22 protein-coding genes are annotated in these 26574 nt (G+C 41.7%); 17 read left to right on the top strand and 5 right to left on the bottom strand.

Annotated features, from left to right (window positions below; all coding sequences use genetic code 11):
• Positions 1–51 precede the first annotated feature (51 nt).
• Entirely contained in the window at positions 52–735 is a 684-nt protein-coding gene (locus tag MHI35_RS13085; RefSeq protein WP_211062888.1) for a metal-dependent hydrolase, read from the top strand.
• Between the two features lie 146 nt (positions 736–881).
• Positions 882–2204, top strand: coding sequence for a CBS domain-containing protein (locus MHI35_RS13080; RefSeq protein ID WP_144520951.1), 1323 nt, complete (start codon positions 882–884; stop codon positions 2202–2204).
• 67 nt (positions 2205–2271) lie between these two features.
• Here MHI35_RS13080 and MHI35_RS13075 read toward each other — a convergent pair whose 3' ends face one another.
• Complete coding sequence (locus MHI35_RS13075; RefSeq protein ID WP_003216665.1) at positions 2272–2574, bottom strand: YtpI family protein; 303 nt, start codon at positions 2572–2574, stop codon at positions 2272–2274.
• 147 nt (positions 2575–2721) lie between these two features.
• On the opposite strand from MHI35_RS13075, the gene MHI35_RS13070 reads away from it, so the two are divergent.
• Complete coding sequence (locus MHI35_RS13070) at positions 2722–3663, top strand: DHH family phosphoesterase (protein ID WP_044139298.1); 942 nt, start codon at positions 2722–2724, stop codon at positions 3661–3663.
• Between the two features lie 50 nt (positions 3664–3713).
• Here the strand turns inward: MHI35_RS13070 and MHI35_RS13065 are convergent, their stop codons facing one another.
• The 3 genes from MHI35_RS13065 to MHI35_RS13055 all read right to left on the bottom strand — a co-directional run bounded on the left by MHI35_RS13065 (position 3714) and on the right by MHI35_RS13055 (position 4850).
• Positions 3714–3899: a hypothetical protein gene (locus MHI35_RS13065; RefSeq protein ID WP_003216400.1), complete on the bottom strand. Its 186-nt coding sequence runs from the start codon at positions 3897–3899 to the stop codon at positions 3714–3716.
• Between the two features lie 109 nt (positions 3900–4008).
• Positions 4009–4512, bottom strand: a complete 504-nt coding sequence (ytrI, locus tag MHI35_RS13060; protein ID WP_003216226.1) for a sporulation membrane protein YtrI — start codon at positions 4510–4512, stop codon at positions 4009–4011.
• On the bottom strand, positions 4509–4850 hold the full coding sequence (locus MHI35_RS13055) for a YtrH family sporulation protein (protein ID WP_034661856.1): 342 nt from the start codon (positions 4848–4850) through the stop codon (positions 4509–4511). Before MHI35_RS13055 ends, ytrI begins: the two co-directional genes overlap by 4 nt.
• A 137-nt stretch (positions 4851–4987) precedes the next feature.
• Between MHI35_RS13055 and dnaE the strand changes: the two genes are divergently transcribed.
• The 7 genes from dnaE (at position 4988) to MHI35_RS13020 (ending at position 15422) form a co-directional block, all read left to right on the top strand.
• On the top strand, positions 4988–8323 hold the full coding sequence (dnaE, locus tag MHI35_RS13050) for a DNA polymerase III subunit alpha (RefSeq protein ID WP_211062889.1): 3336 nt from the start codon (positions 4988–4990) through the stop codon (positions 8321–8323).
• Between the two features lie 141 nt (positions 8324–8464).
• Positions 8465–9697 carry an NAD(P)-dependent malic enzyme gene (locus MHI35_RS13045; RefSeq protein ID WP_050943586.1) on the top strand — a complete coding sequence of 411 codons (1233 nt, stop codon included), beginning with the start codon at positions 8465–8467 and terminating at the stop codon, positions 9695–9697.
• Positions 9698–10001: 304 nt separating this feature from the next.
• Positions 10002–10877, top strand: a complete 876-nt coding sequence (accD, locus tag MHI35_RS13040) for an acetyl-CoA carboxylase, carboxyltransferase subunit beta (protein ID WP_144520947.1) — start codon at positions 10002–10004, stop codon at positions 10875–10877.
• Complete coding sequence (gene accA, locus MHI35_RS13035; protein WP_088004233.1) at positions 10862–11839, top strand: acetyl-CoA carboxylase carboxyl transferase subunit alpha; 978 nt, start codon at positions 10862–10864, stop codon at positions 11837–11839. Before accD ends, accA begins: the two co-directional genes overlap by 16 nt.
• Positions 11840–12181: 342 nt before the next feature.
• Positions 12182–13141, top strand: a complete 960-nt coding sequence (gene pfkA / locus MHI35_RS13030; RefSeq protein ID WP_144520945.1) for a 6-phosphofructokinase — start codon at positions 12182–12184, stop codon at positions 13139–13141.
• A gap of 27 nt (positions 13142–13168) precedes the next feature.
• Complete coding sequence (pyk, locus tag MHI35_RS13025) at positions 13169–14929, top strand: pyruvate kinase (protein WP_144520943.1); 1761 nt, start codon at positions 13169–13171, stop codon at positions 14927–14929.
• Positions 14930–15032: 103 nt separating this feature from the next.
• Positions 15033–15422, top strand: a complete 390-nt coding sequence (locus MHI35_RS13020) for an FxsA family protein (RefSeq protein WP_012010863.1) — start codon at positions 15033–15035, stop codon at positions 15420–15422.
• A 25-nt stretch (positions 15423–15447) separates the two neighbouring features.
• On the opposite strand, the gene ytvI is transcribed toward MHI35_RS13020, so the two are convergent.
• Positions 15448–16566 (bottom strand): sporulation integral membrane protein YtvI, encoded by a 1119-nt coding sequence (ytvI, locus tag MHI35_RS13015; protein ID WP_335348984.1) that lies wholly within the window; start codon positions 16564–16566, stop codon positions 15448–15450.
• Positions 16567–16667: 101 nt separating this feature from the next.
• Between ytvI and MHI35_RS13010 the strand changes: the two genes are divergently transcribed.
• From MHI35_RS13010 to polA, 7 genes are all read left to right on the top strand, one after another.
• The gene (locus MHI35_RS13010; protein WP_012010861.1) at positions 16668–17132 is read left to right on the top strand and encodes a DUF441 domain-containing protein; all 465 of its coding nucleotides are present in this window, start codon (positions 16668–16670) and stop codon (positions 17130–17132) included.
• Between the two features lie 377 nt (positions 17133–17509).
• Entirely contained in the window at positions 17510–18628 is a 1119-nt protein-coding gene (gene citZ, locus MHI35_RS13005; protein WP_008346063.1) for a citrate synthase, read from the top strand.
• 148 nt (positions 18629–18776) lie between these two features.
• Positions 18777–20048, top strand: a complete 1272-nt coding sequence (gene icd, locus MHI35_RS13000; RefSeq protein WP_012010859.1) for an NADP-dependent isocitrate dehydrogenase — start codon at positions 18777–18779, stop codon at positions 20046–20048.
• 34 nt (positions 20049–20082) lie between these two features.
• Positions 20083–21021, top strand: a complete 939-nt coding sequence (gene mdh, locus MHI35_RS12995) for a malate dehydrogenase (RefSeq protein ID WP_007501693.1) — start codon at positions 20083–20085, stop codon at positions 21019–21021.
• A 188-nt stretch (positions 21022–21209) separates the two neighbouring features.
• Positions 21210–21938, top strand: coding sequence for a response regulator transcription factor (locus MHI35_RS12990; RefSeq protein ID WP_012010858.1), 729 nt, complete (start codon positions 21210–21212; stop codon positions 21936–21938).
• Positions 21931–23673, top strand: coding sequence for a two-component system histidine kinase PnpS (pnpS, locus tag MHI35_RS12985; protein ID WP_335348985.1), 1743 nt, complete (start codon positions 21931–21933; stop codon positions 23671–23673). Before MHI35_RS12990 ends, pnpS begins: the two co-directional genes overlap by 8 nt.
• A gap of 254 nt (positions 23674–23927) precedes the next feature.
• Positions 23928–26567, top strand: coding sequence for a DNA polymerase I (gene polA / locus MHI35_RS12980; RefSeq protein WP_335348986.1), 2640 nt, complete (start codon positions 23928–23930; stop codon positions 26565–26567).
• Positions 26568–26574: the final 7 nt, after the last annotated feature.

Here is a 26574-nt window from a genome sequence, read left to right as displayed (position 1 = left end):
ATACAGGGAATAGATGAAATGAGATCAAATTCGAAAGGTGGATATACTCACATGAAAGCTACATATCACGGACATTCAGTCGTACACATTGAAACAAACGGATACCATATTTGGATTGATCCATTTTTAAATGGAAATAAGCACACAGATATTAAACCGCAAGATGTCAAAGCGGATGTCATTTTGCTCACGCACGGGCATGGAGATCACGTCGGTGACACCATTGAAATCGCTAAAAACAATGACGCGCTCGTTATTGCGCCATTCGAGCTTGCCACTTATTTAAGCTGGCAAGGGGTGAAAACGCACCCGCTTTCGATTGGAGGCGGACGGGAGTTTGAATTTGGTAAAGTGAAGCTCACTCAAGCGTTCCATGGTTCTGCTATCATTGATGAAGATGCAAAAACGATTACGTATACAGGTATGCCATCAGGTATTTTATTTACTGCAGAGGGCAAAACAGTTTATCACGCCGGAGACACTGCACTCTTTTCAGATATGAAGCTGATCGGTGAGCTGAATCATATTGAGCTTGCATTCCTTCCGATTGGCGATAACTTCACGATGGGACCAGACGATGCAAGAATCGCAGCGGAATGGCTTCGGGCGAAGCAAGTCGTGCCAATTCACTACAGCACATTCCCGCCGATTGAGCAGGACCCACATGCATTTGCAGACAGCCTGCATGGCGGCGTCGGTCATGTGTTAAATAGCGGAGAATCGATAGAGATTTAATCAACATAGCAAAAAGCCGGCACTCAAATGCCGGTTTTTTTATTTACACGTATCGTGCTGAAAAAAAGACAAATTGCTATTAAAAGCCTCCTGCCCTTATAATGAAAGTTAGATGAAAACGCTGAAAACAAAAAGGGTGAACGGGATTGGCGACAAAGCATGAACAAATTTTATCGTATATTGATTCATTAGATGTCGGAGAGAAAATTTCTGTCCGGCGTATTGCGAAAGAAATGAAAGTGAGTGAAGGGACCGCTTACCGGGCTATCAAGGATGCCGAAAATAAAGGATTCGTCAGTACTATTGAACGAGTTGGTACCATTCGAATTGAACAGAAGAAAAAAGAAAATATTGAAAAACTGACATATGCAGAAGTGGTCAATGTCATTGACGGACAGGTGCTTGGAGGACGAGCGGGCTTACATAAAACATTAAACAAATTTGTCATCGGAGCGATGGAGCTTGATGCGATGATGCGCTATACGGCAGCTGGCAACCTGCTAATTGTCGGAAACCGGATCAATGCCCACAGACAAGCATTAGAGGCAGGAGCAGCTGTGCTGGTCACGGGCGGCTTCTCCACAGATGATGAAATCATTCAGCTTGCAGATGAGCTTGAGCTGCCGATCTTATCGACAAGCTACGATACATTTACCGTAGCAGCTCTCATTAACCGGGCCATTTATGATCAACTCATAAAAAAAGAGATCGTGCTTGTGGAAGATATTTTAACGCCGATAGAACGAACGGTGTATTTATCACCAGAGGATAAACTTGAAAAATGGTATGAAAAAAACTATGAAACTGGCCACGGCCGCTTTCCGGTCGCAGACGACCAAATGAAGATTCACGGCATCCTCACCTCAAAGGATATCGCAGGACATGACCGATCTGCACCGATTGAGAAGGTCATGACGAAAAACCCGCTGACAGTCATTGGAAAAACCTCTGTGGCTTCTGCTGCTCAAATGATGGTATGGGAAGGCATTGAGGTGCTACCTGTAGTAGATGATTATGCGAAATTGATTGGAATGATCAGCCGTCAGGACGTACTGAAGGCGCTTCAAATGATTCAAAAGCAGCCGCAGGTCGGAGAAAAACTGGACGATGTTGTATCCAGAGGGTTTAAAGAGACCGATACAGAAAAGCCAAAGGCAGATGCCGTGTATCAATATGAGGTCACACCACAAATGACAAACCAGCTCGGAAACATTTCATATGGCGTGTTCACGCAAATTTTAATTGAATCCGCCAACCGCTTCTTAAAGTCTCATAAAAAGGGGGAGCTGATTGTCGAAAGTCTCTCTGTCTACTTCTTAAAACCAGTTCAAATGGAATCCACGATACAGATCAAGCCAAATATTTTAGAAGTAGGGCGCAAGTTTGGAAAGCTAGAAGTGGAAGTTTATCATCAATCGAATATCGTCGGTAAAGCGATGCTGATGGTGCAGCTCATGGAGAGAGGATAATCGTAAAAGAGTGATGATGAAAAAGACAAAGGGCTAAAATAAACATCATTTTAGCCCTTCTCTCTCATTATGCGTGATCTTTTTCGCCTTCCTTTAAAAAGAGCGGAAGGTAATGCTTGTAGGCTTTATATCCAGCCCACGTACTGCCGATACCGACAGCGACAAAGATAAATCCAATGACAAATGCGAGTGACGAGCGGTTTAGAAATAATTGATTCACACCGAAGAGCAGGACAAAGCAGCCAAGTGCCATACTGGATTTCGCCGACCAGAATTTCTTCTCGACTGGGCGGTTCGTACGGACATTCTTTGCTTTGTAGTATAAATAAAACATGGCAGAACAAATAATAAACACAATCAAAACAAGCATGTGCCAAGCCTCCATTGTAAGTGGTTACAACCCTATTTTAAACGTAAATAGGCTTGCTTACTAGAATAAATTGTCTATTCCTCACTTTTCCGTCAGGATAGATTATGATTTAATAATAAAAAGAGTATCGGATAAGAAGGAGTTTTTATGAAAAAAGAACTGATTAGAACCATATCATTATATGACACCATCATCATTCATAGACATGTAAGACCAGATCCTGATGCGTATGGATCGCAGTGCGGCCTTACGGAAATCTTGCGTGCCACCTATCCAGAAAAAAATATTTATGCGACAGGAACCCCAGAGCCAACCCTTTCATTTTTGTATGAACTTGATGAAGTGCCGGATGACGTGTACAAAGATGCCCTTGTCATTGTCTGTGATACAGCCAATCAAGCAAGAATTGACGATCAGCGCTATTCAATGGGCGATAAGCTGATGAAAATTGACCATCATCCAAATGAAGATCCTTATGGTGATTTGCTTTGGGTGGATACAGAGGCAAGCTCTGTGAGCGAAATGATTTATGAATTGTATTTAGAGGGGAAAGAAGAAGGATATCAGCTGAATACAAAGGCGGCTGAACTCATTTATGCCGGCATTGTAGGAGACACAGGCCGCTTCCTTTTCCCAAATACGACGAAAAAGACGCTCAAATATGCTGGAGAACTGATTGAATATCCATTTTCATCTTCAGACCTTTTCAATCAATTGTATGAGACGGATCTGAATGTCGTGAAATTAAATGGCTATATTTTTCAACATATTTCTTTGTCAGAGAATGGGGTCGCTTCTGTTTTCATTAAACAGGATATATTGGAATCGTTCCAAACGACAGCACAGCAAGCCTCACAGCTTGTTGGGACACTTGGAAATATTGCAGGAATTAAGGCATGGGTCTTTTTTGTGGAAGAAAATGATCAGATTCGTGTGAGATTCCGCTCGAAAGGCGTCGTTATTAATACCATTGCGAAAAAATATCATGGCGGAGGCCACCCGCTTGCAGCTGGTGCATCTATTTATGATTGGGCCGTAGCAGATGAGATTTTGCGTGATTTAGAAGAAGTATGTAAATCATCATCATGAGAGAGGGGGATTCAAGTCCCCTCTCTCTTTTTTTGTCATGGAGAAAAGGGTTACTTGCATACAGGGATAAACCAGCAGCCGATGTCAGTTGAATCTTCATAGGCTTGGAGATTTTGATGCTTTAATTCTTTTTTAATTAAATGAGCCATCATTTCTGTCTCAGCATAAGCACACATGCCGTCCTTGATCCGGCTTGCTTTGTCTCGTGCCATTTGACGATAGCTATAAACCTCCATTGTCCTCACCTCTTTCTGTATTAGATCTCGTTCTACTTTTAGTGTATAAAAATTAAGTGGGAAAAGCGATCATTGAGGGTAGAAATTCATAAAAATTCCACATGATCATTTATTCAGCAAATGAAATGCGTACTTCAAGTGAAAGCTTCGTATAAATCGTCAGCTCTGTCACTTTGGCGCGGTATGCCTTTTCCCGAATGGTATATTCTTTGTTTTCGACCGTGCGTTTTAATAATTCCTTTGTTTTATAGACACTTTCAATATCTTTTGTAATAACCTCTGAGATATCCTCCTTGACCTGATCTTCAAATTTTAGCGTATCTGGCTCTGGGATTTTATATTGCTCACGATTGACGAGATGGACATCTACGCTTTGGATCAGCAGTCGCTTCTTATTATCCTCATTTAACTTATGCAAATCTTCCCGATAGAGTGTGATTTGTTCTTTCAGACTGTCCATATGGTGTTGCTGGCTTCTTAGCAGTGTCACCTGCTTTTCCTGAAAGGTTCCGTATGTAAAAAGGAAAATGAGCCAGCTCACAATCGCGCCAAACATCATCCCCGCAAAAAAACGCTGCCAGCCTGGACGTTTGTATAGCTCTGGGACCCTCATGATGACACATGCTCCTGTGTGAGCCACGTGATAATGAGATAACCTGTTTGCGCACCGCCCATGGCAGAGACAATTAATAAAATCTGCTTGAAAATATCACGCGTGTTCCCTTCAAAAATGCCTCGTTCAAAACTATAAACAGCATCAAACGTTCCGCCGATAGCTGCGACAAGCGCCCAAATCTTTAAACGATTGGCAAGACTCGTAATAATGGATAAAGGCGGCTGACCAGACAAATAAGCACCAACACCGCCGATAATGGCACCGCCCAAAATGACCCCAAGAGCAATAAAATAACAGCTAATAAAATTTGGAATAAAAGCTTCCTTCACATCCATTTTGTCCACCTCACTCTATTCAATATATGGTGCGTGCTGGACAAGTATGAACGGACAGAAAAGAAAGAACATTTGTTTCTCATCGCATCGCGTTTTATAATGAAAGAATGACTTTAGACGAAAGGAGTGGATTAAGCATGTCTTATGTTCATCTTCAGGTCCACAGTGGATACAGCTTATTAAGCAGTGCAGCAAAAGTAAAGGAGCTCGTGCTGAAAGCAAAAGAACTTGGCTACAAGGCGCTTGCTCTTACCGATGACCATGTGATGTATGGAACGGTTGAATTTTATAAGGAATGTAAAAAACATGACATCAAGCCGGTCATCGGTTTAACAGCTTCTGTCTTCATAGATGAACAAGAGACAGAGGCTTATCCCTTGGTACTCCTTGCCAAAAACAATGAAGGCTACCAAAACTTGATCAAAATCAGCAGTGTGTTGAAATCAAAATCAAAAGCTGGACTGAAAGAGAAATGGCTGAAAAGCTATCATCGCGGGCTCATTGCCATTACGCCGGGCGTTTCTGGGTACATTGAAACGCTGCTTCAGCATGATCAGATAGAAGAAGCGCATCATGCGGCGAAACAATTGAAACATATTTTCGGTGAGGGGCATGTGTACATCGCACTTCAGCCATTTCAGCAAGACGAATCGCTTGCCGCTAAACTAAGGGATGTCTCAAAAATGGCGGACATTCCTCTTGTTGCGACAGGAGATGTCCACTACATCAACCTGGAAGATAAAACCGCCTATACGTGTTTAAAGGCGATTAAAGAAGGAAAGCAGCTGCCTGAGGTTGAGGAAGACCGAGCAGAAAAGCATTTCAGAACCTTTGAAGAAATGAAGGAATGGTATACGCAGGATCCGGAGCTACTGACAAGAACAGTGGAGATCGCAGACCGCTGTGAAGTCGATTTGAATCTTGGGCAGACAAAACTCCCATCCTATCCGACCCCTGATCAATCCACAGCAGATCAGTTTTTACGCAGAGTGTGTGCGGAAGGAATGAAGCAAAGAAAGATTGCTTCAAATGACGCGTATGTGAAGAGACTTGAGTACGAACTGAGCATTATCCAAAAAATGAATTTCAGTGATTATTTTCTTATCGTGTGGGATTTTATGAAGTATGCCCATGACCAAGGCATTGTCACAGGGCCGGGCCGGGGATCGGCTGCAGGCTCACTTGTTGCCTATGTACTGTTTATTACGGATGTTGATCCGCTCCGTCACGGCTTGTTATTTGAGCGTTTCTTAAATCCTGAGCGAATTAGTATGCCTGATATTGATATTGATTTCCCCGATACGAGAAGAGATGAAATCATTTCTTATGTAAAAGACAAATACGGAGACATGCATGTGGCGCAAATTGTCACGTTTGGAACCCTTGCAGCAAAAGCAGCTTTAAGGGATGTCGGACGTGTGATGGGAATTGATTCAAAGGCAGCAGACCGTCTTGCAAAGCTGATTCCATCAAAGCCAGGAACGACGCTGAAAGAAGCGCTCACTGCATCTCCTGAATTAAAAACAATGCTCCAGCAGTCCGAAGAACTCAGGCAAGTCTTTCAAACTGCTTTAAAGGTAGAAGGCTTGCCAAGACATACATCGACACATGCGGCCGGCGTTGTGCTGAGTGAGGAGCCGCTGACAGAGGTCGTTCCCATACAAGACGGCCATGATGGTGTGTATTTAACGCAGTATGCGATGAATTATTTAGAAGATCTCGGGCTTTTAAAGATGGATTTCTTAGGACTTAGAAACTTAACCTTAATTGAATCCATTAAAAACCAGATTGAAAGACAGGAAAACGTCCACATTAACTTTAGTGACATTTCATATGAAGACCAGAAAACATTTGAATTGTTATCAGCGGGAGATACAACAGGGATTTTCCAGCTTGAATCACAAGGAATGCGTCAGGTACTGAGACGCTTAAAACCCTCTAGTTTAGAAGACATCGTGGCAGTCAATGCCCTCTATCGTCCAGGTCCAATGGAGAATATCCCGCTTTTTATCGACCGAAAGCACGGCAGAGTCAAGGTCTCTTATCCGCATCCTGATTTGTATGATATTTTAAAGGACACATATGGGGTCATCGTTTATCAGGAACAAATCATGCTCATAGCAGCGAAGATGGCAGGCTTTCAGCTTGGCGAGGCAGATCTATTAAGAAGAGCAGTTTCAAAGAAGGATAAAAAGGTTCTTGATGAAGAGCGGAGCCATTTTGTTGAAGGATGCCTAAAAAAGGAGTATCCTGTTAACATTGCAAATGACGTTTATGACTTGATCGTCAAATTTGCAAACTATGGTTTTAATAGAAGTCATGCTGTTGCATATAGCATGATTGGCTTTCAGCTTGCTTACTTAAAAGCGCATTATCCGTTATATTTTATGTGCGGACTTTTAACGAGTGTGATTGGAAATGAAGACAAAGTCGCTCAATATTTCTATGAGGCAAAGGAAAAAGGGATATCTGTGTTGAAGCCTTCTATTAATAAGAGTGAATTTCCATTTACGGTTGAAAAAGGGGAGATCCGCTACAGCTTAAGAGCGATCAAAAATGTCGGAGTGTCAGCTGTAAAGGATATATACAGAGCAAGACAAGAAAAGCCGTTTGAAGATTTATTTGATTTTTGCGCAAGAGTATCAACTAAGAGTGTCAACCGAAAAACGATTGAAGCGCTCATTTTTTCAGGGGCGATGGATGAGCTTTATCCAAATCGAGCTTCGTTATTGGCATCAATAGATATTGCATTAGACCACGTGTCATTTTTAAATCCAGATGATCAGCTCGACTTTCTGGGGGATACAACCTTCTCCATTAAGCCAAAATATGCGGAGATAGAAGAATTGCCGCTTGTTGATCTATTGCAATTTGAAAAAGAGGCACTTGGACTATATTTATCAAATCATCCTGTACAAGCGTACCGAGATCGCTTAAGAGAGAATGGTGCAGTGGAAATCATCAGACTTTCTTCCTATATAAAGCGAAAGGTCTCAATGGGTGGTCTTTTGACAAAAGTGAAATCGATTCGAACAAAAAATGGACAATCGATGGCATTTGTGACATTTGGGGATGAAACGGGAGAAATGGAAGGCGTCGTCTTTCCAGAGCAATTTAGAAAGCTGTCCCCCTTACTTGAGGAGGGCGCCATGCTTTATGTTGAAGGCAGAATAGATGTCAGAAATGACAGCAACCAAATCATCGTGCAAGAAGCCGTTCTGCTTGAAGAGATGGGCACACAAAGAAAAGAGTCTATCTACATTCGGGTGAAAGAAGAAAATCATACGCAGGAGCTGCTAGAGCAAGTAAAGCGGGTGATCTCCATGCACAGCGGAGAAGCAGATGTCTATTTGTACTATGAGAAGCAAAAAAAGACAGTGAAACTTCCAGATGCATACAAAGTTCATGCAGATCATGCTGTTATTTTCCAATTAAAAGAGCTGCTCGGTGAACAAAACGTTGTGATTAAATGATGACAAATCGCCTGAATATGTTTTACAAATTCATCTATTGTGTTATCATTTGAAAGATTCTGTGTATTTAAAACTGCCAGTATGTGCTTATCAACTTAGCAATTCATTAAATCATTTTCCACTTGAAGGAGTGTTCATCACATGTCATTAAGAGAAGAAGCATTACATATGCACAAAGAGAATCAAGGCAAACTTGAATCAAAATCAAAAGTACAAGTGAAAAATGCGAAAGACTTGAGCTTGGCTTACTCACCTGGTGTTGCAGAACCATGTAAAGATATTTATGACGACACAAGCAAAGTGTATGATTATACAATGAAAGGCAATATGGTCGCTGTTGTCACAGACGGAAGCGCTGTTTTAGGGCTTGGAAATATTGGTGCAGAAGCATCTCTTCCAGTAATGGAAGGAAAAGCTGTATTATTCAAAAGCTTCGCTGGCGTTGATGCCTTCCCAATCGCGCTTGCGACAAACGATGTAGACAAAATCGTTGAAACAGTAAAGCTTCTTGAGCCAACGTTTGGCGGTGTCAACCTTGAAGATATTGCAGCTCCAAACTGTTTCATTATCGAAGAACGCTTGAAAAAAGAGACAAACATTCCAGTGTTCCACGATGATCAGCATGGAACAGCGATTGTGACAGTAGCAGGACTTGTAAATGCACTGAAACTGTCTGGAAAATCAATGTCCTCTATCAAAGTGGTGGCAAACGGCGCTGGAGCCGCGGGAATTGCGATTATCAAGCTTCTATATCATTTCGGTGTACGTGATATCATCATGTGTGATACAAAAGGCGCAATTTACGAAGGCCGCCCGAACGGTATGAATGCAGTGAAAAATGAAGTGGCTAAATTCACGAACCAAGACCGTAAAGAAGGTTCATTAGAAGAAGTCATTGAAGGCGCTGACGTTTTCATCGGAGTTTCAGCAGCAGGCGCTCTAACAAAAGAAATGGTTGGCAAAATGGCAAAAGATCCTGTCATCTTCGCAATGGCGAATCCTAATCCAGAGATCATGCCAGAAGATGCACATGCAGCAGGTGCAAGTGTTGTAGGAACTGGCCGTTCTGATTTCCCGAACCAAGTAAACAACGTACTAGCATTCCCAGGAATTTTCCGCGGAGCATTAGATGTACGTGCAACTCACATTAACGAAGAAATGAAAATTGCAGCCGTAGAAGCAATTGCTTCTCTTGTTTCAGATGATAAATTGTCAGCTGAATACGTCATCCCTGAACCATTTGATGCACGTGTAGCACCAGCGGTAGCAAAAGCAGTAGCAAAAGCAGCAATGGAAACTGGCGTTGCAAGAATCAAAGTTGACCCAGAAGAAGTCGCTGAAAAAACAAGAAAATTAACGATTATCGGCGAATAATCAATTGGAAAAGTGTGCACGTTCTTTCTGAAATTGGAGGAAAGACGTGCACCATTTCCTCTCATATGCGAAAATTTTTTCATCCGAAATGATATTTTTTTGTAGACGTTCACAATTCACATATATCAACTGCTCAGCGCCCCAAACACATACTCATTTCTCATCAATTCCCCACTGAAAAAATTGAATGAAGGATGACAGCGTTTGACAAAAAAAGTACAATAGTTTCGGTACAGTTATGACATGTCCTATAATAGTGGATGTGCGTGTAAAGAAAAAACCCTTCAAAAAGGGAGGTAGTCATTTGTCAATCAAAAATATTTTCAGTAAAAAGAAAAAATATGCATCTGTACCCTCTGAACAGGCAAGTCAAGATGTGCCTGAAGGCATCATGACCAAATGTCCGCAATGTAAAAAAATAATGCTCACCAAAGAACTAGATAAAAATTTACGTGTTTGCATGAATTGCGGCCGGCATTTGCAAATGAATGCAAAACAACGTATTGACAGCCTTGTTGACGAAGGCACATTTGAAGAATTTAATGGGCACCTGATCTCAGAAAACCCGCTCGGTTTCCCAGGCTACGAAGAAAAGCTTGAGAAAGACAGAGAAAAAACATCTTTGAATGAAGCCATTGTCACAGGTCAAGGTGAAATTGATGGCAAGCGTGCTGTGATCGCTGTCATGGATGCCACATTCCGTATGGGCAGCATGGGCTCAGTTGTTGGTGAAAAGATCACACTTGCGATTGAGAAAGCAAAAGCGGACAAGGTGCCATTTATCATCTTTACTGCATCAGGCGGAGCGAGAATGCAAGAGGGAATCCTCAGTCTTATGCAGATGGCAAAAACAAGCTCAGCATTAAAACTGTTCAGCGAGGAACAAGGTTTGATTATCTCTGTGATGACGAACCCAACAACTGGCGGTGTATCAGCTAGTTTCGCGTCTCTTGGTGATTACAACTTTGCAGAACCTGGTGCTTTAATTGGGTTTGCAGGTCGTAGAATCATTGAACAAACAATTCGTGAAGACCTGCCAGAGGACTTCCAAACGGCTGAATTTTTGCTGAAGCATGGACAGCTGGATGCTGTCATTCATCGTGCAGAGATGAAAGAAACATTAGGCCGAATCTTAGCACTACACAGCACAGGAGGTGAACGAGAGTGGCTGGAGAACTAGAATTTGAAAAACCTGTCATTGAACTTCGAGCGAAAATTGATGAACTGAAAAAGTTCACACAAAACTCAGAAATGGATTTAAGTGCAGAAATTGAGCGTCTTGAAACACGTCTGAGCAAACTTGAAGCAGACATTTATACAAATTTAAAGCCGTGGGACAGAGTACAGATTGCTCGTCATGCGATGCGCCCAACAACTCTCGATTACATTCAGGAGCTGTTTGACAACTTTTTCGAGTGTCACGGTGACCGCTTTTATGGCGATGATGAAGCGATCGTTGGAGGAATTGCCACGTTTAAAGGGCTTCCTGTTACAGTGATTGGCCATCAGCGCGGTAAAGATACAAAAGAAAACTTGCGCCGTAATTTCGGAATGCCTCATCCAGAAGGCTACCGTAAAGCGCTGCGCTTGATGAAACAAGCAGATAAATTTAATCGTCCGATCATTTGCTTTATTGATACAAAAGGAGCTTATCCTGGTAAAGCAGCTGAAGAACGCGGGCAAAGTGAAGCAATTGCGAAAAACCTATTCGAAATGGCAGGACTTCGTGTACCGGTTGTCTGTATTGTCATTGGAGAAGGCGGAAGTGGCGGCGCACTAGGCTTAGGCGTAGGAAACCACCTATACATGCTAGAGAATTCAACGTATTCAGTGATTTCACCTGAAGGTGCAGCAGCACTGCTCTGGAAGGACTCATCACTTGCGAAAAAAGCTGCAGAATCAATGAAGATTACGGCTCCAGACCTAAAAGAATTAGATATTATAGATGATGTTATTAAAGAAGTGCAAGGCGGAGCACACCGAGACGTGAAACAACAAGCAGCCTACATTGAAACGACATTAAAACAGTCACTTACATCTTTGCTCAAACTAACACCTGAAGAACTAGTCGAACAAAGATATCAAAAATACAAAGCAATCGGGAAAGTATCGGTTGAAAATCAATATATTGGGGTAAACTAAATAAACGTACAGCCTTTTTGGCTGGCGTTTATTTTTTTTCATCTTTTCTTATGAAATCCGTCCTCATGTAAGCGCTATTTGAAAATAATTTTCTTTTGTTTTCATAAAGTTTGAAACGTCTGAAAACCTTGATGCAGTGGGCTTTTGAGGGATGGATCATCCTCGTTTTTGAAAGAATTACTTTCATGACTTTCTTAACTTTTGTTTAAAAACGGTTTATTTAATTGTATAATAAGGACGGTTTTAGAAATACAAATTGAAAACATCCTGTTTTGCTCATGATTGTTTTCAAGCAGTGGAAATGGTATGTTTAATTCATATATGGTCTCTGAGGTGAAAAAGATGAAGCGTATAGGAGTTTTAACGAGCGGTGGGGATTCCCCAGGAATGAATGCAGCTGTGCGCGCAGTTGTAAGGAAAGCAATTTACCATAATGTTGAAGTTTACGGTATTTATAATGGATATTCAGGTCTAATTAACGGTAAAATTGAGAAACTTGAAATAGGTTCAGTTGGCGATATTATTCATCGTGGAGGAACAAAACTTTACACGGCAAGATGCCCTGAATTCAAGACAGTTGAAGGTCGTGAAAAAGGCATTGAGAACTTAAAAAAATTCGGTATTGAAGGACTTGTTGTGATCGGCGGAGACGGTTCATTCATGGGAGCGAAGAAATTAACGGAACTCGGCTTTCCATGTGTAGGTGTCCCAGGTACAATCGACAACGATATCCCAGGTACTGATTTCACTATTGGCTTTGATACAGCACTGAATACAGTCATTGACGCCATTGATAAAATTCGTGATACAGCCACATCTCATGAACGTACATATGTAGTGGAGGTAATGGGAAGACATGCTGGTGATATTGCTCTTTGGTCAGGTCTTGCAGGCGGAGCCGAATCGATTTTGATTCCTGAAGCAGACTATGACATGGATGAAATTATCGCGAGGTTAAGAAGAGGGCACGAGCGCGGCAAGAAGCACAGTATCATCATCGTCGCAGAAGGCGTAGGCAGCGGTGTTGAGTTTGGTAAGCGGATTGAAGAGGAGACAAACCTTGACACCCGTGTATCTGTCTTAGGACATATTCAGCGCGGAGGTTCTCCAAGTGCGTTTGACCGAGTACTCGCAAGCCGTTTAGGAGCATACGCAGTAGAGCTTCTTCTTGAAGGAAAAGGCGGACGCTGTGTGGGTATTCAAAGCAACGAACTCGTTCACCACGATATTTTAGATATCTTAGATAAAAAACATACAGTCGATCAAAATATGTACCGACTTTCACAAGAGCTCTCTATATAAAACGAGAAGACCTTAGGAGGAACAGTAATGAGAAAGACAAAAATCGTTTGTACAATCGGTCCAGCAAGTGAAACCATTGAAAAGCTGACTGAATTGATTGAAGCAGGAATGAATGTAGCCAGACTAAACTTCTCTCATGGAGATTTTGAAGAGCATGGTGCACGCATCGAAAACATTCGTAAAGCAGGGAAAACATTAGGCAAGGACATTGCGATCCTTCTTGATACAAAAGGTCCAGAGATCCGTACACGTACAGTTGAAAACGGCTCAATTGAGCTAATCGCTGGTGCAGATCTTATCGTAAGTATGGAAGACATTGTTGGAAATGCGGAAAAAATTAGTGTGACATATGAAGATCTGATCCATGATGTAGAAGTGGGTTCAACAATCCTTTTAGATGATGGTCTCATTGGTTTAGAAGTGAAAGAACTGAACATGGACCGCAAAGAAATCGTCACAAAGGTCATGAATACAGGCACGCTCAAAAACAAAAAAGGTGTAAACGTACCAGGTGTAAGTGTGAACCTGCCAGGTATTACAGAAAAAGATGCCAATGATATTCTGTTCGGAATTGAACAAGGCGTCGATTTCATCGCAGCTTCTTTTGTGAGACGAGCTTCTGATGTTCTTGAAATTCGTGAGCTTCTTGAAAAGAATAATGCGGCTGACATTCAAATCATTCCTAAGATTGAAAACCAAGAGGGTGTTGATAACATCGATGAAATCCTTGAGGTATCAGACGGATTAATGGTTGCGCGTGGAGATCTTGGTGTAGAGATCCCTGCAGAAGAAGTACCGCTTGTACAAAAAATGCTCATCAAAAAATGCAATCGCTTAGGGAAACCTGTCATCACAGCAACCCAAATGCTTGACAGCATGCAGCGTAATCCTCGTCCAACTCGTGCGGAAGCAAGCGATGTGGCAAATGCCATTTTTGATGGTACAGATGCGATTATGCTTTCTGGTGAAACAGCAGCAGGAACGTATCCAGTGGAAGCTGTACAAACAATGCATAACATTGCATCACGTTCAGAAGATGCACTCAACTATAAAGCCATTCTTTCTCGCAGAAGTGAAGAAGTAGATGTCAGCATTACAGATGCCATCGGTCAATCTGTTGCACATACAGCGATGAAGCTTGACGTGGCAGCGATTGTGACACCTACGGAAAGCGGTCATACAGCGAGAATGATTTCAAAATATAGACCAAAAGCACCGATCGTAGCAGTCACAGCAAACGAATCAGTTGCAAGAAAGCTATCTCTTGTATTCGGTGTATTTGCAAAGAGTGGATCAAAAACAACGTCTACTGATGAAATGCTTGAGAATGCAGTCGAGAAATCGATTGAAACAGGATACGTGAGACATGGCGATTTAATCGTTATTACAGCTGGTGTGCCAGTTGGTGAAACAGGTACAACAAACTTAATGAAAGTGTATGTTGTCGGTGACATCATTGCGAAAGGTCAAGGAATTGGCCGTAAATCTGCGTTTGGACCGGTTGTCATTGCACAAAGCGGAAAAGAAGCAGAAGAAAAAATGTACGATGGTGCGATTCTTGTCGCAAACTGTACAGATCGTGATATGATGGGTGCTTTAGAGAAAGCATCTGCCTTAATCACTGAAGAAGGCGGCTTAACAAGCCATGCAGCAGTCGTTGGACTCAGCCTTGGCATTCCAGTGATTGTAGGTCTTGATGGAGCTACAACATTGCTAAAAGAAGGCGAAGAAATTACAGTAGATCCGGCACGCGGAGCGATCTACAAAGGTCGTGCAAGCGTCCTTTAAATGATACACACGAGGGGAGTTGTCTGACTCCTCTCTTTTTTTATGTTACACTAAAAAAGTAAAATAGCTTTCGGGTGAAAGATACCCCATGAGGTGATATGGCTTGAAAAAATATTTGCTACTATTATTAATTCTGTTCCCTGCCGTGGAAATCAGTTTATTTCTAATATCAAGTAAAATCATTGGCATTTTGCCAACGATGCTGTTGATCGTACTCACGAGTGCTTTAGGCGCTTATTTTGCAAGAAAACAAGGAATTGAAGCTTTTCAAAAAGTGCAAAGAGATTTACAATATGGCAAAATGCCAGGGGTAACGATTGTCGATGGTTTCTGCATTCTAATCGGCGGTCTGCTGCTGCTCATTCCCGGCTTCTTATCAGATATCATCGGGGCGCTGCTGCTTATTCCGATGACGAGAAAGCAAATCAAGCCGCTTTTTGAACGCTGGCTTAGAAACATGTCTAATCGCAATCGCTATACAATTATTCGCTAAAGAGACCTTGAACTAAAGGTCTCTTTTATTTTTGCATGCCATACCGAATGTACTGATAGATATCGCTGAAAACACCTGCATTACGAAATGCTTGCCACACGACAAGAGAAGCAGGGCCAATGACGAGTCCGAGGAAACCGAGCCATTTTAACCCGACAAAGAGTGCCACAAGAGTGGCTAAAGGATTAAGCCCAATGGATTTGCTTAAGACTTTTGGCTCTGATACTTGTCTTTGAATGAGCACGACAATATACAAAATACCGAGCCCGATGGCGAGTGAAAGGTTTCCTGTCATAGCAGAGTAAATGATCCATGGCAGAAAAACAGTGCCGCTCCCGATATAAGGAAGTAAATCGACAAACCCAATACATAAAGCAATGACAAGGGCGTGCTCGACTTTTAAGATGATCAGTCCAATGATGACAAGGCCGATGGTCATCGCAACAAGCAGAAGCTGCGCCTTCATAAAACCGGTAATGGCTTTTTTGATTTCAGATAAAATGGCACGCGTATGCTGCATCCATTTTGCGGGAAAGATACGAGAACCATATTTTTTTAAAGTAAACCAATCTTTCGTGATAAAAAAAGTCGCCAGTGCAGAAAACAAAAGAGTTGCGGCTGCATCAGGCAAAAGACCCAAAAAAGCCGGGATAAGCTCGAGTGTTTTTGAAAGAAAAGTCCCTATCTTTGCAGCAGCTTCATCCCCTAGCGCTTGGATTTGTCCCAAAATCGATTCCTTTTGACCTGATTGCAGCGTATTAAATTGGGCGGTTACATCATGATATAAAGGCAGGATCTTATTTGTAAAAAACCGTTCAACAATCCCAATCATTTGATCAAGGTGACCAGGCAGAACCTTTGCCAAATAAGCACTTCCTGAAATGATTTCTGCTACTAAGAGTGTGATGAAACCGGCGGCTACTACGAAAAAGAGCAGTAGTACAATGACTACAACGAATCCTCTCGGCATTCCGGTGATCTCTTCTATTTTGCATACGACAGGGTGAATGAGGCAGGAGACAATAAGTGCAATCCAAAAAGGATATAAAAAAGGAAAAGACTGATATAAAAAGACAACCGAAAATACAGCAATGCTGATCATCATCAAACTTCGTAGAAAAATGGCCATATAGGTGTGATTCACACAATCCCCTCCAAAAAAACAAGCATGTCCGATACTTCATTTTATTCAAAAAGATTAGTAATATGAAAAGGTCGCAATAAAAAGAAAGGAAGGGGCGGCGTATGTTTACTCAAGCAAATTTATTTTTGGTTCTTTTACTCGTTATTGCACTTATTGCAAAAAACAATTCATTAATTTTAGCGGTTTCTGTGCTCATTGGGATTAAGCTGATTGGTTTGGATCAAAAGATTTTCCCGGTTCTTCAATCGAAAGGCATCAATTGGGGGGTCACCGTTATTACTATTGCTGTACTTGTCCCTATTGCAACAGGAGACATTGGATTTAAACAGCTTGGAGAAGCTGTGAAATCTTCTTATGCTTGGATTGCACTTGGAGCGGGTATATTAGTAGCATTAATTGCAAAAAACGGTATTGTGCTACTCGAGAATGATCCGCATATCACGACAGCGCTTGTGTTCGGGACGATTTTGGCAGTCAGCTTATTCAAAGGTGTAGCTGTCGGTCCGCTGATCGGAGCAGGAATTGCTTATTTGGCGATGCAGGCTGTGAAATTTTTCAGCGGTTGAAAAGAGAGTGGTTCATGCCACTTTCTTTTTTTTATTTTTTTCTTGCGTGAGCTTTTGCAAAAAAACATAATTAAATATAATAAAAGAAGCAAAATCCCTTTATTCCATGCCTGATATGGAAGACTGGAAAAAAAAATATCAAAAAAAATTATAGTTAAACATTTAACAAATGTCTGATTATTGTTTATAATGGGAATAGGCTTAATTTTGAACTCATTGATCACACAAGAGAGATGAGGCTAAAAGCGCTCTAACCGTATAGGTAAATGTAAGCATTTTCTTTTCTGAACCTGCCATTTTATTCGGATTGGATAGCGCTTTCAAAAAGCGAGAATTCTGCAACGAAGGGGAATCTTTTTAAAAAGGGGAGATTGAACATGACAGCAACAAGAGGTCTTGAAGGTATCGTGGCAACAACTTCATCCGTAAGCTCAATTATTGATGATACTCTTACTTACGTAGGGTACAATATCGATGATTTAACTGAAAAAGCTACTTTCGAAGAAATTGTCTACCTGTTATGGCACTTAAAGCTGCCGAATGAGCAAGAGCTGAGCGAGTTAAAACAGCAGCTCAACGAAAATGCTCACATTCCGCAAGAAATCATTGAGCACTTTAAATCGTATTCGCTGGATGGGGTTCATCCAATGTCTGCGATTCGTACAGCGGTATCCTTACTAGGATTACTTGATGACGAATCAGAGATTATGGACAAAGAAGCGAATTACAGAAAAGCCATTCGCTTACAGGCGAAAATTTCTGGACTAGTCGCTGCATTTTCACGTATTCGTAAGGGACTTGAGCCTGTACAGCCAAAAGAAGAATACAGCTATGCTGCAAACTTCTTGTATATGCTAAATGGCGAAGAGCCTTCACCAGTAGAAATTGAGGCAATTGATAAGGCACTCATTCTACATGCGGACCATGAATTAAACGCATCGACATTTACAGCACGTGTATGTGTTGCTACACTATCAGATATCTACTCTGGTGTAACAGCGGCTATCGGTGCACTAAAAGGACCACTTCATGGCGGAGCCAACGAAGGCGTGATGAAGATGCTTTCAGAAATTGGCGAAGTTGAAAACGTAGATTCCTATATTCATGGTAAGCTAGAGAAGAAAGAAAAAATTATGGGCTTTGGCCACCGCGTATACCGCCAAGGTGACCCGCGTGCAAAGCATCTAAAAGAAATGAGCCAGCGTTTAACAAACCTGACTGGCGAGCCGAAATGGTATGAAATGTCTGTTCGCGCAGAGGAAATCGTGACATCAGAGAAAAATCTTCCACCAAATGTTGATTTTTATTCTGCATCTGTATATCACAGTCTTGGGATTGATCATGACTTGTTTACACCAATTTTCGTGATCAGCCGATTCTCTGGATGGATTGCTCACATTTTAGAGCAGTATGACAACAACCGTCTCATCCGTCCAAGAGCTGACTACATTGGACCTGATCTTCAAACGTTTGTTCCGATCAGTGAAAGAGACTAATGTTTATAGAATAAGCAGGGGCTGATCTCGGAAAGGCCAATCAGCCTCTATATCAACAAAAAACGAAACACGTGAACAACTTCTTCGCTTGCAGACATCAAGCCAAGAAGTTTCAAATATTCACTACATAACCTGGGAGGTAATATCATTGTCACAAGGCGAAAAAATTACAGTTACTGGCGGCGTATTGAATGTACCAAATAATCCAATTATCCCGTTTATCGAAGGGGACGGAATCGGTCCTGACATTTGGAAAGCAGCATCAAGAGTACTTGAAGCAGCTGTAGAAAAAGCATATAAAGGTGAAAAACAAATCACTTGGAAAGAAGTATATGCAGGTGAGAAAGCTTACAATAAAACTGGAGAATGGCTTCCTGAACAAACGCTAGAAGACATTCGTGAATACTTAATCGCAATCAAAGGACCACTAACAACACCAATCGGCGGAGGAATCCGTTCATTAAACGTGGCACTTAGACAAGAGCTTGATCTCTTCACATGCTTACGTCCAGTTCGCTGGTTCAAAGGCGTACCGTCTCCTGTGAAACGTCCAGAAGACACAGATATGGTCATCTTCCGTGAGAATACAGAAGATATCTATGCTGGTATCGAGTATGCAAAAGGATCAGACGAAGTGAAGAAGTTAATTGACTTCTTGAAAAACGAATTAGGTGTAAACAAAATCCGTTTCCCAGAAACATCAGGTATCGGAATCAAGCCAGTTTCTGAAGAAGGAACTTCTCGCCTTGTTAGAGCGGCTATCCAATATGCAATCGACCAAGGCCGTAAGTCTGTGACGCTTGTTCACAAAGGAAACATCATGAAGTTCACAGAAGGAGCCTTCAAAAACTGGGGCTACGAAGTGGCTGAAAAAGAGTTTGGCGACAAGGTCTTTACATGGGCACAATATGATCGTATTGTAGAACAAGATGGAAAAGATGCGGCAAACAAAGCGCAAAGTGAAGCAGAAGCTGCTGGCAAAATTATTGTCAAAGACAGCATTGCAGATATTTTCCTTCAACAAATCCTAACTCGTCCAGCTGAGTTCGATGTTGTGGCAACAATGAACTTAAACGGAGATTACATCTCTGATGCTCTTGCAGCACAAGTTGGTGGAATTGGTATCGCACCAGGTGCGAACATCAACTACGAAACAGGACACGCTATTTTTGAAGCGACTCACGGAACAGCCCCTAAATATGCTGGTCTTGATAAAGTGAACCCATCTTCTGTTCTTCTATCAGGCGTGCTTTTACTTGAGCACCTTGGATGGCAGGAAGCAGCTGATCTAGTGATTCAATCTGTTGAAAATACAATTGCATCAAAAGTCGTTACTTACGATTTTGCTAGATTAATGGATGGCGCAACAGAAGTGAAATGTTCTGAGTTTGCTGACGAGCTCATCAAAAACTTGTCTTGATTCTTAAACTTTAAAGTTAAAGGGGAAAAAGGAAATGGCAAACAAGCGTAAAAAAGTATCTGTTATCGGAGCGGGCTTTACTGGAGCAACTACAGCATTTCTAACGGCTCAAAAAGAATTAGCGGACGTCGTATTAGTCGATATCCCGCAACTTGAGAACCCAACAAAAGGGAAAGCACTTGATATGCTGGAAGCTAGTCCAGTTCAAGGCTTCGATGCAAACATTACAGGAACTTCTAACTACGAAGATACAGCCGGTTCTGATGTTGTCGTCATTACGGCGGGAATTGCAAGAAAGCCGGGAATGAGCCGTGACGATCTCGTGTCAACAAATGAAAAAATTATGCGTAGTGTGACACGCGAAATCGTTAAATATTCTCCAGAAGCGATCATTGTTGTATTAACAAACCCTGTTGATGCAATGACGTATGCAGTTTATAAAGAATCAGGATTACCAAAGGAAAAAGTCATTGGACAATCGGGCATTCTTGATACAGCACGTTTCCGTACGTTCGTTGCTCAAGAATTAAACCTATCTGTTAAAGACGTGACGGGCTTTGTGCTTGGTGGACATGGCGATGACATGGTTCCTCTTGTTCGTTACTCTTATGCAGGCGGTATCCCGCTTGAAACATTGATTCCTAAAGAGCGAATTGATGCAATTGTTGAAAGAACAAGAAAAGGTGGCGGCGAAATCGTAAACCTATTAGGTAACGGTAGTGCCTATTATGCTCCTGCTGCTTCACTAGTCGAAATGGTTGAGGCGATCCTTAAAGATCAGCGCCGCGTTATGCCAACGATTGCTTACCTTGAAGGTGAATATGGCTACGAAGGCATTTACCTAGGTGTACCAACAATCGTAGGTGGAAACGGCCTTGAGCAGATCATCGAGCTTGAGCTGACAGAAGAAGAAAGAAGTCAGCTTGACCGTTCTGTTGAATCTGTTAAGAATGTCATGAAAGTATTGTCTTAATATGAATAAAAAAGAAGGCTTCTCGTATGAGGAGTCTTCTTTTTGTTTACAAAACAAATCTTGTCGAAATTTTAAATTGTTCTCTTGTTAAGCTTTCGTTAAAATGAAAGAGAAAGCATGACTTCTCGCTTTTCACATAAGATACAAAAAAAACGGATGCAGGGGAAATCACTAATTGGAGGCACAACATGAATAAAAAAATATTAGTTGTGGATGATGAAGAATCGATTGTAACACTTCTAAGCTATAACCTTGAAAGAGCGGGCTATGATGTCGTCACAGCAAGAGACGGAGAAGAAGCGCTTGAAAAAGCAGCAAGTGAACAGCCTGATCTCATTGTATTAGATTTAATGCTTCCGAAAATGGACGGCATCGAAGTGTGCAAACAACTGAGAATTCAAAAAATGATGTTCCCTATTTTAATGCTGACAGCAAAGGACGATGAATTTGATAAGGTGCTAGGTCTTGAGCTTGGAGCCGATGATTACATGACAAAGCCATTCAGTCCAAGAGAAGTGGGTGCTCGGGTAAAAGCCATCTTGAGAAGAGCACAGCAATCTCAGCCTGCCCCCACGCAAGAGGAGAAAGAAGAGATCATTGCAGATCAAATCAAAATTGGTGAATTGCGCATTTTACCAGAACACTACGAAGTCTATTTTCAGGAAGAACGTCTAGAACTGACGCCAAAAGAATTTGAACTACTGCTTTATTTGGCGAAGCATAAAGGACGTGTCCTCACGCGTGATTTATTGCTAAGTGCCGTTTGGAATTATGACTTTGCAGGTGATACTCGTATTGTGGATGTCCATATTAGCCACTTGCGGGACAAAATTGAAAAAAACACGAAAAAACCAACATACATTAAAACGATTCGCGGCTTAGGTTACAAATTGGAGGAGCCAAAGCCAAATGAGTAAAATTAGAACCCGTCTGTTTTCGGGACTCATTTTTCTCCTTTTTATTGTGTTTGTGGCACTTGGTCTTTTCCTAGATCACATGTTCCATGTTTTCTATGAAACAAAATTAACGGAACGAATGGAAAAGGAATCGAGCTTTCTCCTGTCTTCCATGAATGGTGATGATCTAAAGGCGAAGCAAAACAAAGAGGTCCTCAATCAGGCAAAGCAACATTTTGATATGAATGCGTCGATTGTGGATGTAAAGGGGAATATCATACATACAACGGGCCAAGCAGAACAAAAGGCCGTCATTCAAAACACACTGAACAATGAACGTCTCCAAACCAAAGGGGTCGTCATTGACGATGAGAAAGACGCGCTGTTCCATTATGCTGTCCCGATCTTAAAACAAAACGAACCGGCGGGTTATTTATTTCTACATGCGTCATATGAGCCTTTAAATGAAATTGACGGCCAGCTTTGGCTTGCCTTAGCCTTTTGTCTTGGCTCGGCGATTATCATCATCGTTTTCTTCGGGTACCGCATGTCGATGAAATATGTGAAACCAATTGATTATGCGACAAAGGTAGCCAAACAGCTAGAACGCGGGAACTATGATACGAATCATTATGAAGAGCTGATGATTGAAACAAGTGAACTGAATACTTCCATGAAGCGTTTGGCAGGAAGTCTTCAAGAAATGACTAGTTCCGGTGAAATGCAGAGAGACCGTTTGCAAACGGTCATAGAAAATATTGGTGCGGGGATTATATTGATTGATAAGATGGGTTACATCCACCTCGTCAATCGAACCTTCCGCAAGCAGTTTAAGGTGCAAAAGCACATTTACATGCACAAGCTGTATCACGAAGCGTTTACCCATGAAGAGATTATCGAATTAATTGACGAAATTTTCATGACAGAAACGAAGGTGCGGAAGTTTTTACGTCTAGCCGTTGACATTGAGCGCCGCTACTTCCAAGTCGATGGTGTACCCATTTTAAGCACAGACGACGAATGGAAAGGCATTGTCCTCGTGTTTCATGACGTGACAGAAACGAAGCAGCTTGAGCAGATGCGAAAAGACTTTGTCGCCAACGTGTCTCATGAGTTAAAAACACCAATTACGTCGATTAAAGGATTTTCTGAAACCCTTCTTGATGGCGCGATTGATGACAAAGAAGCACTGACAGAATTCCTGTCTATCATTTTAAAAGAGAGTGTCCGTTTAGAAACATTGATTCAAGACTTACTTGACCTATCTAAAATTGAGCAGCAGCAATTCAAGCTGAATATTCAAGAAGCCAATGCGACAGAAATCATCCAAGAAATTCAAGTGCTGTTAAATCAAAAGGCTACAGAAAAAGGCATTCAATTACACGTGCGTGTCCCAAAAGAACCGGTCTATGTCATGGCAGACCCGCTAAGGTTAAAGCAAATTTTCCTCAATCTCGTTAATAATGCGCTTACCTATACACCAGAGGGAGGAAGTGTCACCATCTCAGCAAGACCGAGAAAAGGTGCCTATGAATTTGATGTAGCTGATACAGGGATCGGTATGAAAAAAAATGAGATTCCACGAATATTTGAGAGATTTTATCGAATTGATAAAGATAGAAGCAGGAATTCAGGCGGTACAGGTCTTGGTCTTGCCATTGTCAAACACCTTGTGGAGGCGCATGAAGGAACCATTTCTGTCCGCAGCAAACAAGGGAAAGGAACGACTTTTACAGTGAACTTGAAATCGACATAGAGAAAAAAGGAATGTCACGTTAAAATTTACATGATCTTTACAATGAATTCATGTTTTGTTAACCATTCATTGATAGGATGAATAGGAACCCCTTCATCCAAGGAGCCAATTTTGGAAGGACGAAAACACTTGTTGTTTTCGTCCCTTTTTTATGCAGGCTCGACTATTTTCTTTTCAAAATAAACTTTGATAAAATGAAGTTACAATGTGTGAAAGAGACGGCTGAGATGGCTCAGCCGATGGAGGATTAAAACATGACAGACAAAAAGAAATTAGTGTTAGTGGATGGAAACAGCCTCGCATATCGAGCCTTTTTTGCTTTGCCGCTATTATCAAATGATAAAGGCGTGCATACAAATGCTATTTATGGCTTTGCGATGATCTTAATGAAAATGCTGGAGGACGAGAAGCCAACCCATATGCTCGTCGCATTTGATGCGGGAAAAACAACGTTCCGCCACGAGACATTTAAAGAATATAAAGGCGGAAGACAAAAAACCCCGCCAGAGCTATCAGAACAAATGCCATTCATCCGTGAACTATTAGATGCCTATCAGGTGAAAAGGTACGAGCTTCCTCAATACGAGGCAGATGATATTATCGGTACATTGGCTGTCGAGGCAGAAAAAGACGGCTTTGAAGTCAAAATCTTCTCAGGAGATAAAGACTTAACACAGCTTTCAACTGATCATACGACAGTGGCTATTACGAAAAAAGGCATCACAGAAGTAGAATACTACACACCTGCTCATATTGAAGAGAAATATGGTCTGCGGCCAGATCAAATCATTGACATGAAAGGGCTGATGGGAGATTCATCAGATAATATCCCAGGCGTCCCAGGTGTAGGCGAAAAAACAGCCATTAAATTGTTAAAACAGTTTGAAACAGTCGAGAACTTGCTTGAACATATTGATGAAGTGAGCGGGAAAAAGCTCAAAGAAAAGCTTGAAGAATTTAAAGAGCAAGCAGTTATGAGTAAAGAGCTGGCGACCATTCTCGTAGAAGCACCTATTGATGTGTCGAGCAAAGATCTCGCCTACGAAGGTCCACATATGGATCAAGTGATCTCTCTTTATAAAGAACTAGGCTTTCAAACGCTGCTAGAGCGTCTAGGAGAAGCACCAGAAACAGATGAACAGGTTGAAGTAGACGCATTAGAAGTGAAAAAAATGACAGCTGTAAACAGCGACATGCTGACAGATCATGCAGCCCTTGTGGTAGAACAGCTTGGAGATAATTATCACGAAGCGGATTTGATCGGTTTTGCGATCCATAATGAAAATGGTGCGTTTTTTATGACGAAAGAAGATGCGCTTCAATCAGATGCATTTAAAGAATGGGTACAGGATGAAACGAAGAAAAAATGGGTCTTTGATTCAAAAAGAGCCGTTGTCGCCCTCAGATGGCACGATGTCGACCTAAAAGGTGTCGATAATGATGTTCTGCTCGCTTCCTACGTCGTCAACCCGCAGAAATCGTACGAAGACGTCGCAAGTGTAGCGAAGGAATATGGTCTGAATATCGCTCTTTCTGATGAAAAAGTATACGGAAAAGGAGCAAAGCAGGCGATTCCACCTGAAGATGAACTGAAAGAACATCTCGGACGAAAAGCAGCGGCGATCTCAGCCTTGCATGATTTAACACTAGAAGCATTAGAAAAAAATGATCAGCATGAACTCTATGAAGATTTAGAGCTGCCGCTAGCACTCATCTTAGGTGAAATGGAATCTCTTGGAGTCAAGGTAGATATAAAGCGCCTAGAGAACATGGGTGAAGAATTAACGAAAAAGCTCAAAGAATATGAAGAAACCATTCACCGTTTAGCAGGAGAAACGTTTAACATTAATTCTCCTAAACAGCTTGGCGTCATCCTTTTTGAAAAATTAGGTCTCCCGATTATTAAGAAGACAAAAACAGGCTACTCGACGTCTGCAGATGTGCTTGAAAAGCTTGAAGATCAACATGAAATCATTCGGTCCATTCTGCACTACAGACAAATTGGAAAGCTACAATCGACCTATGTAGAAGGGTTAATGAAAGTAACGCGCAAGGATACCCATAAAGTGCATACAAGATTTAACCAGGCACTCACGCAAACAGGAAGATTAAGCTCAACAGATCCAAACCTTCAAAACATCCCGATTCGTTTAGAAGAAGGACGGAAGATTCGTCAAGCATTCGTTCCTTCAAAAGAAGGCTGGCTCATGTTTGCAGCTGACTATTCACAAATCGAGCTGCGTGTACTCGCTCATATTTCACAAGATGAGAATTTGATCGAAGCATTTACGAGGGACATGGACATTCACACGAAAACAGCGATGGACGTGTTCCATGTCTCAGAAGAAGAAGTGACTTCCGCGATGAGAAGACAAGCCAAGGCAGTAAACTTCGGTATTGTATACGGAATCAGCGACTATGGACTTTCTCAAAACCTTGGGATCACAAGAAAAGAAGCCGCCGCATTTATCGAGCGCTATTTAACAAGTTTTAAAGGCGTGAAAACCTATATGGAAGAAATCGTCCAGGAAGCGAAACAAAAAGGCTACGTCACGACGCTACTTAAACGCAGACGGTATATCCCGGACATCACAAGCCGTAATTTTAATATCAAAAGCTTTGCAGAACGAACAGCCATGAACACACCGATTCAAGGTAGCGCAGCCGATATTATTAAAAAAGCGATGATTGATATGGCAAAAAGGCTCAAAGAAGAAAACCTGCAAACAAATCTTTTATTACAGGTGCACGATGAATTGATCTTCGAAGCGCCGAAAGAAGAAATCGCGATCCTTGAAAAGATTGTTCCTGAAGTTATGGAAAATGCACTTCAGCTTGATGTACCACTAAAAGTTGATTTTGCTTCAGGTGCATCTTGGTACGATGCGAAATAAATCATAG

Origin of the sequence: Bacillus sp. FSL K6-3459, assembly GCF_038003305.1 — a bacterium.
GTDB lineage: Bacteria > Bacillota > Bacilli > Bacillales > Bacillaceae > Bacillus > Bacillus pumilus_O.
Note: the sequence above shows the minus strand (reverse complement) of the source record. Positions and strands in the feature narration are given on the sequence as shown.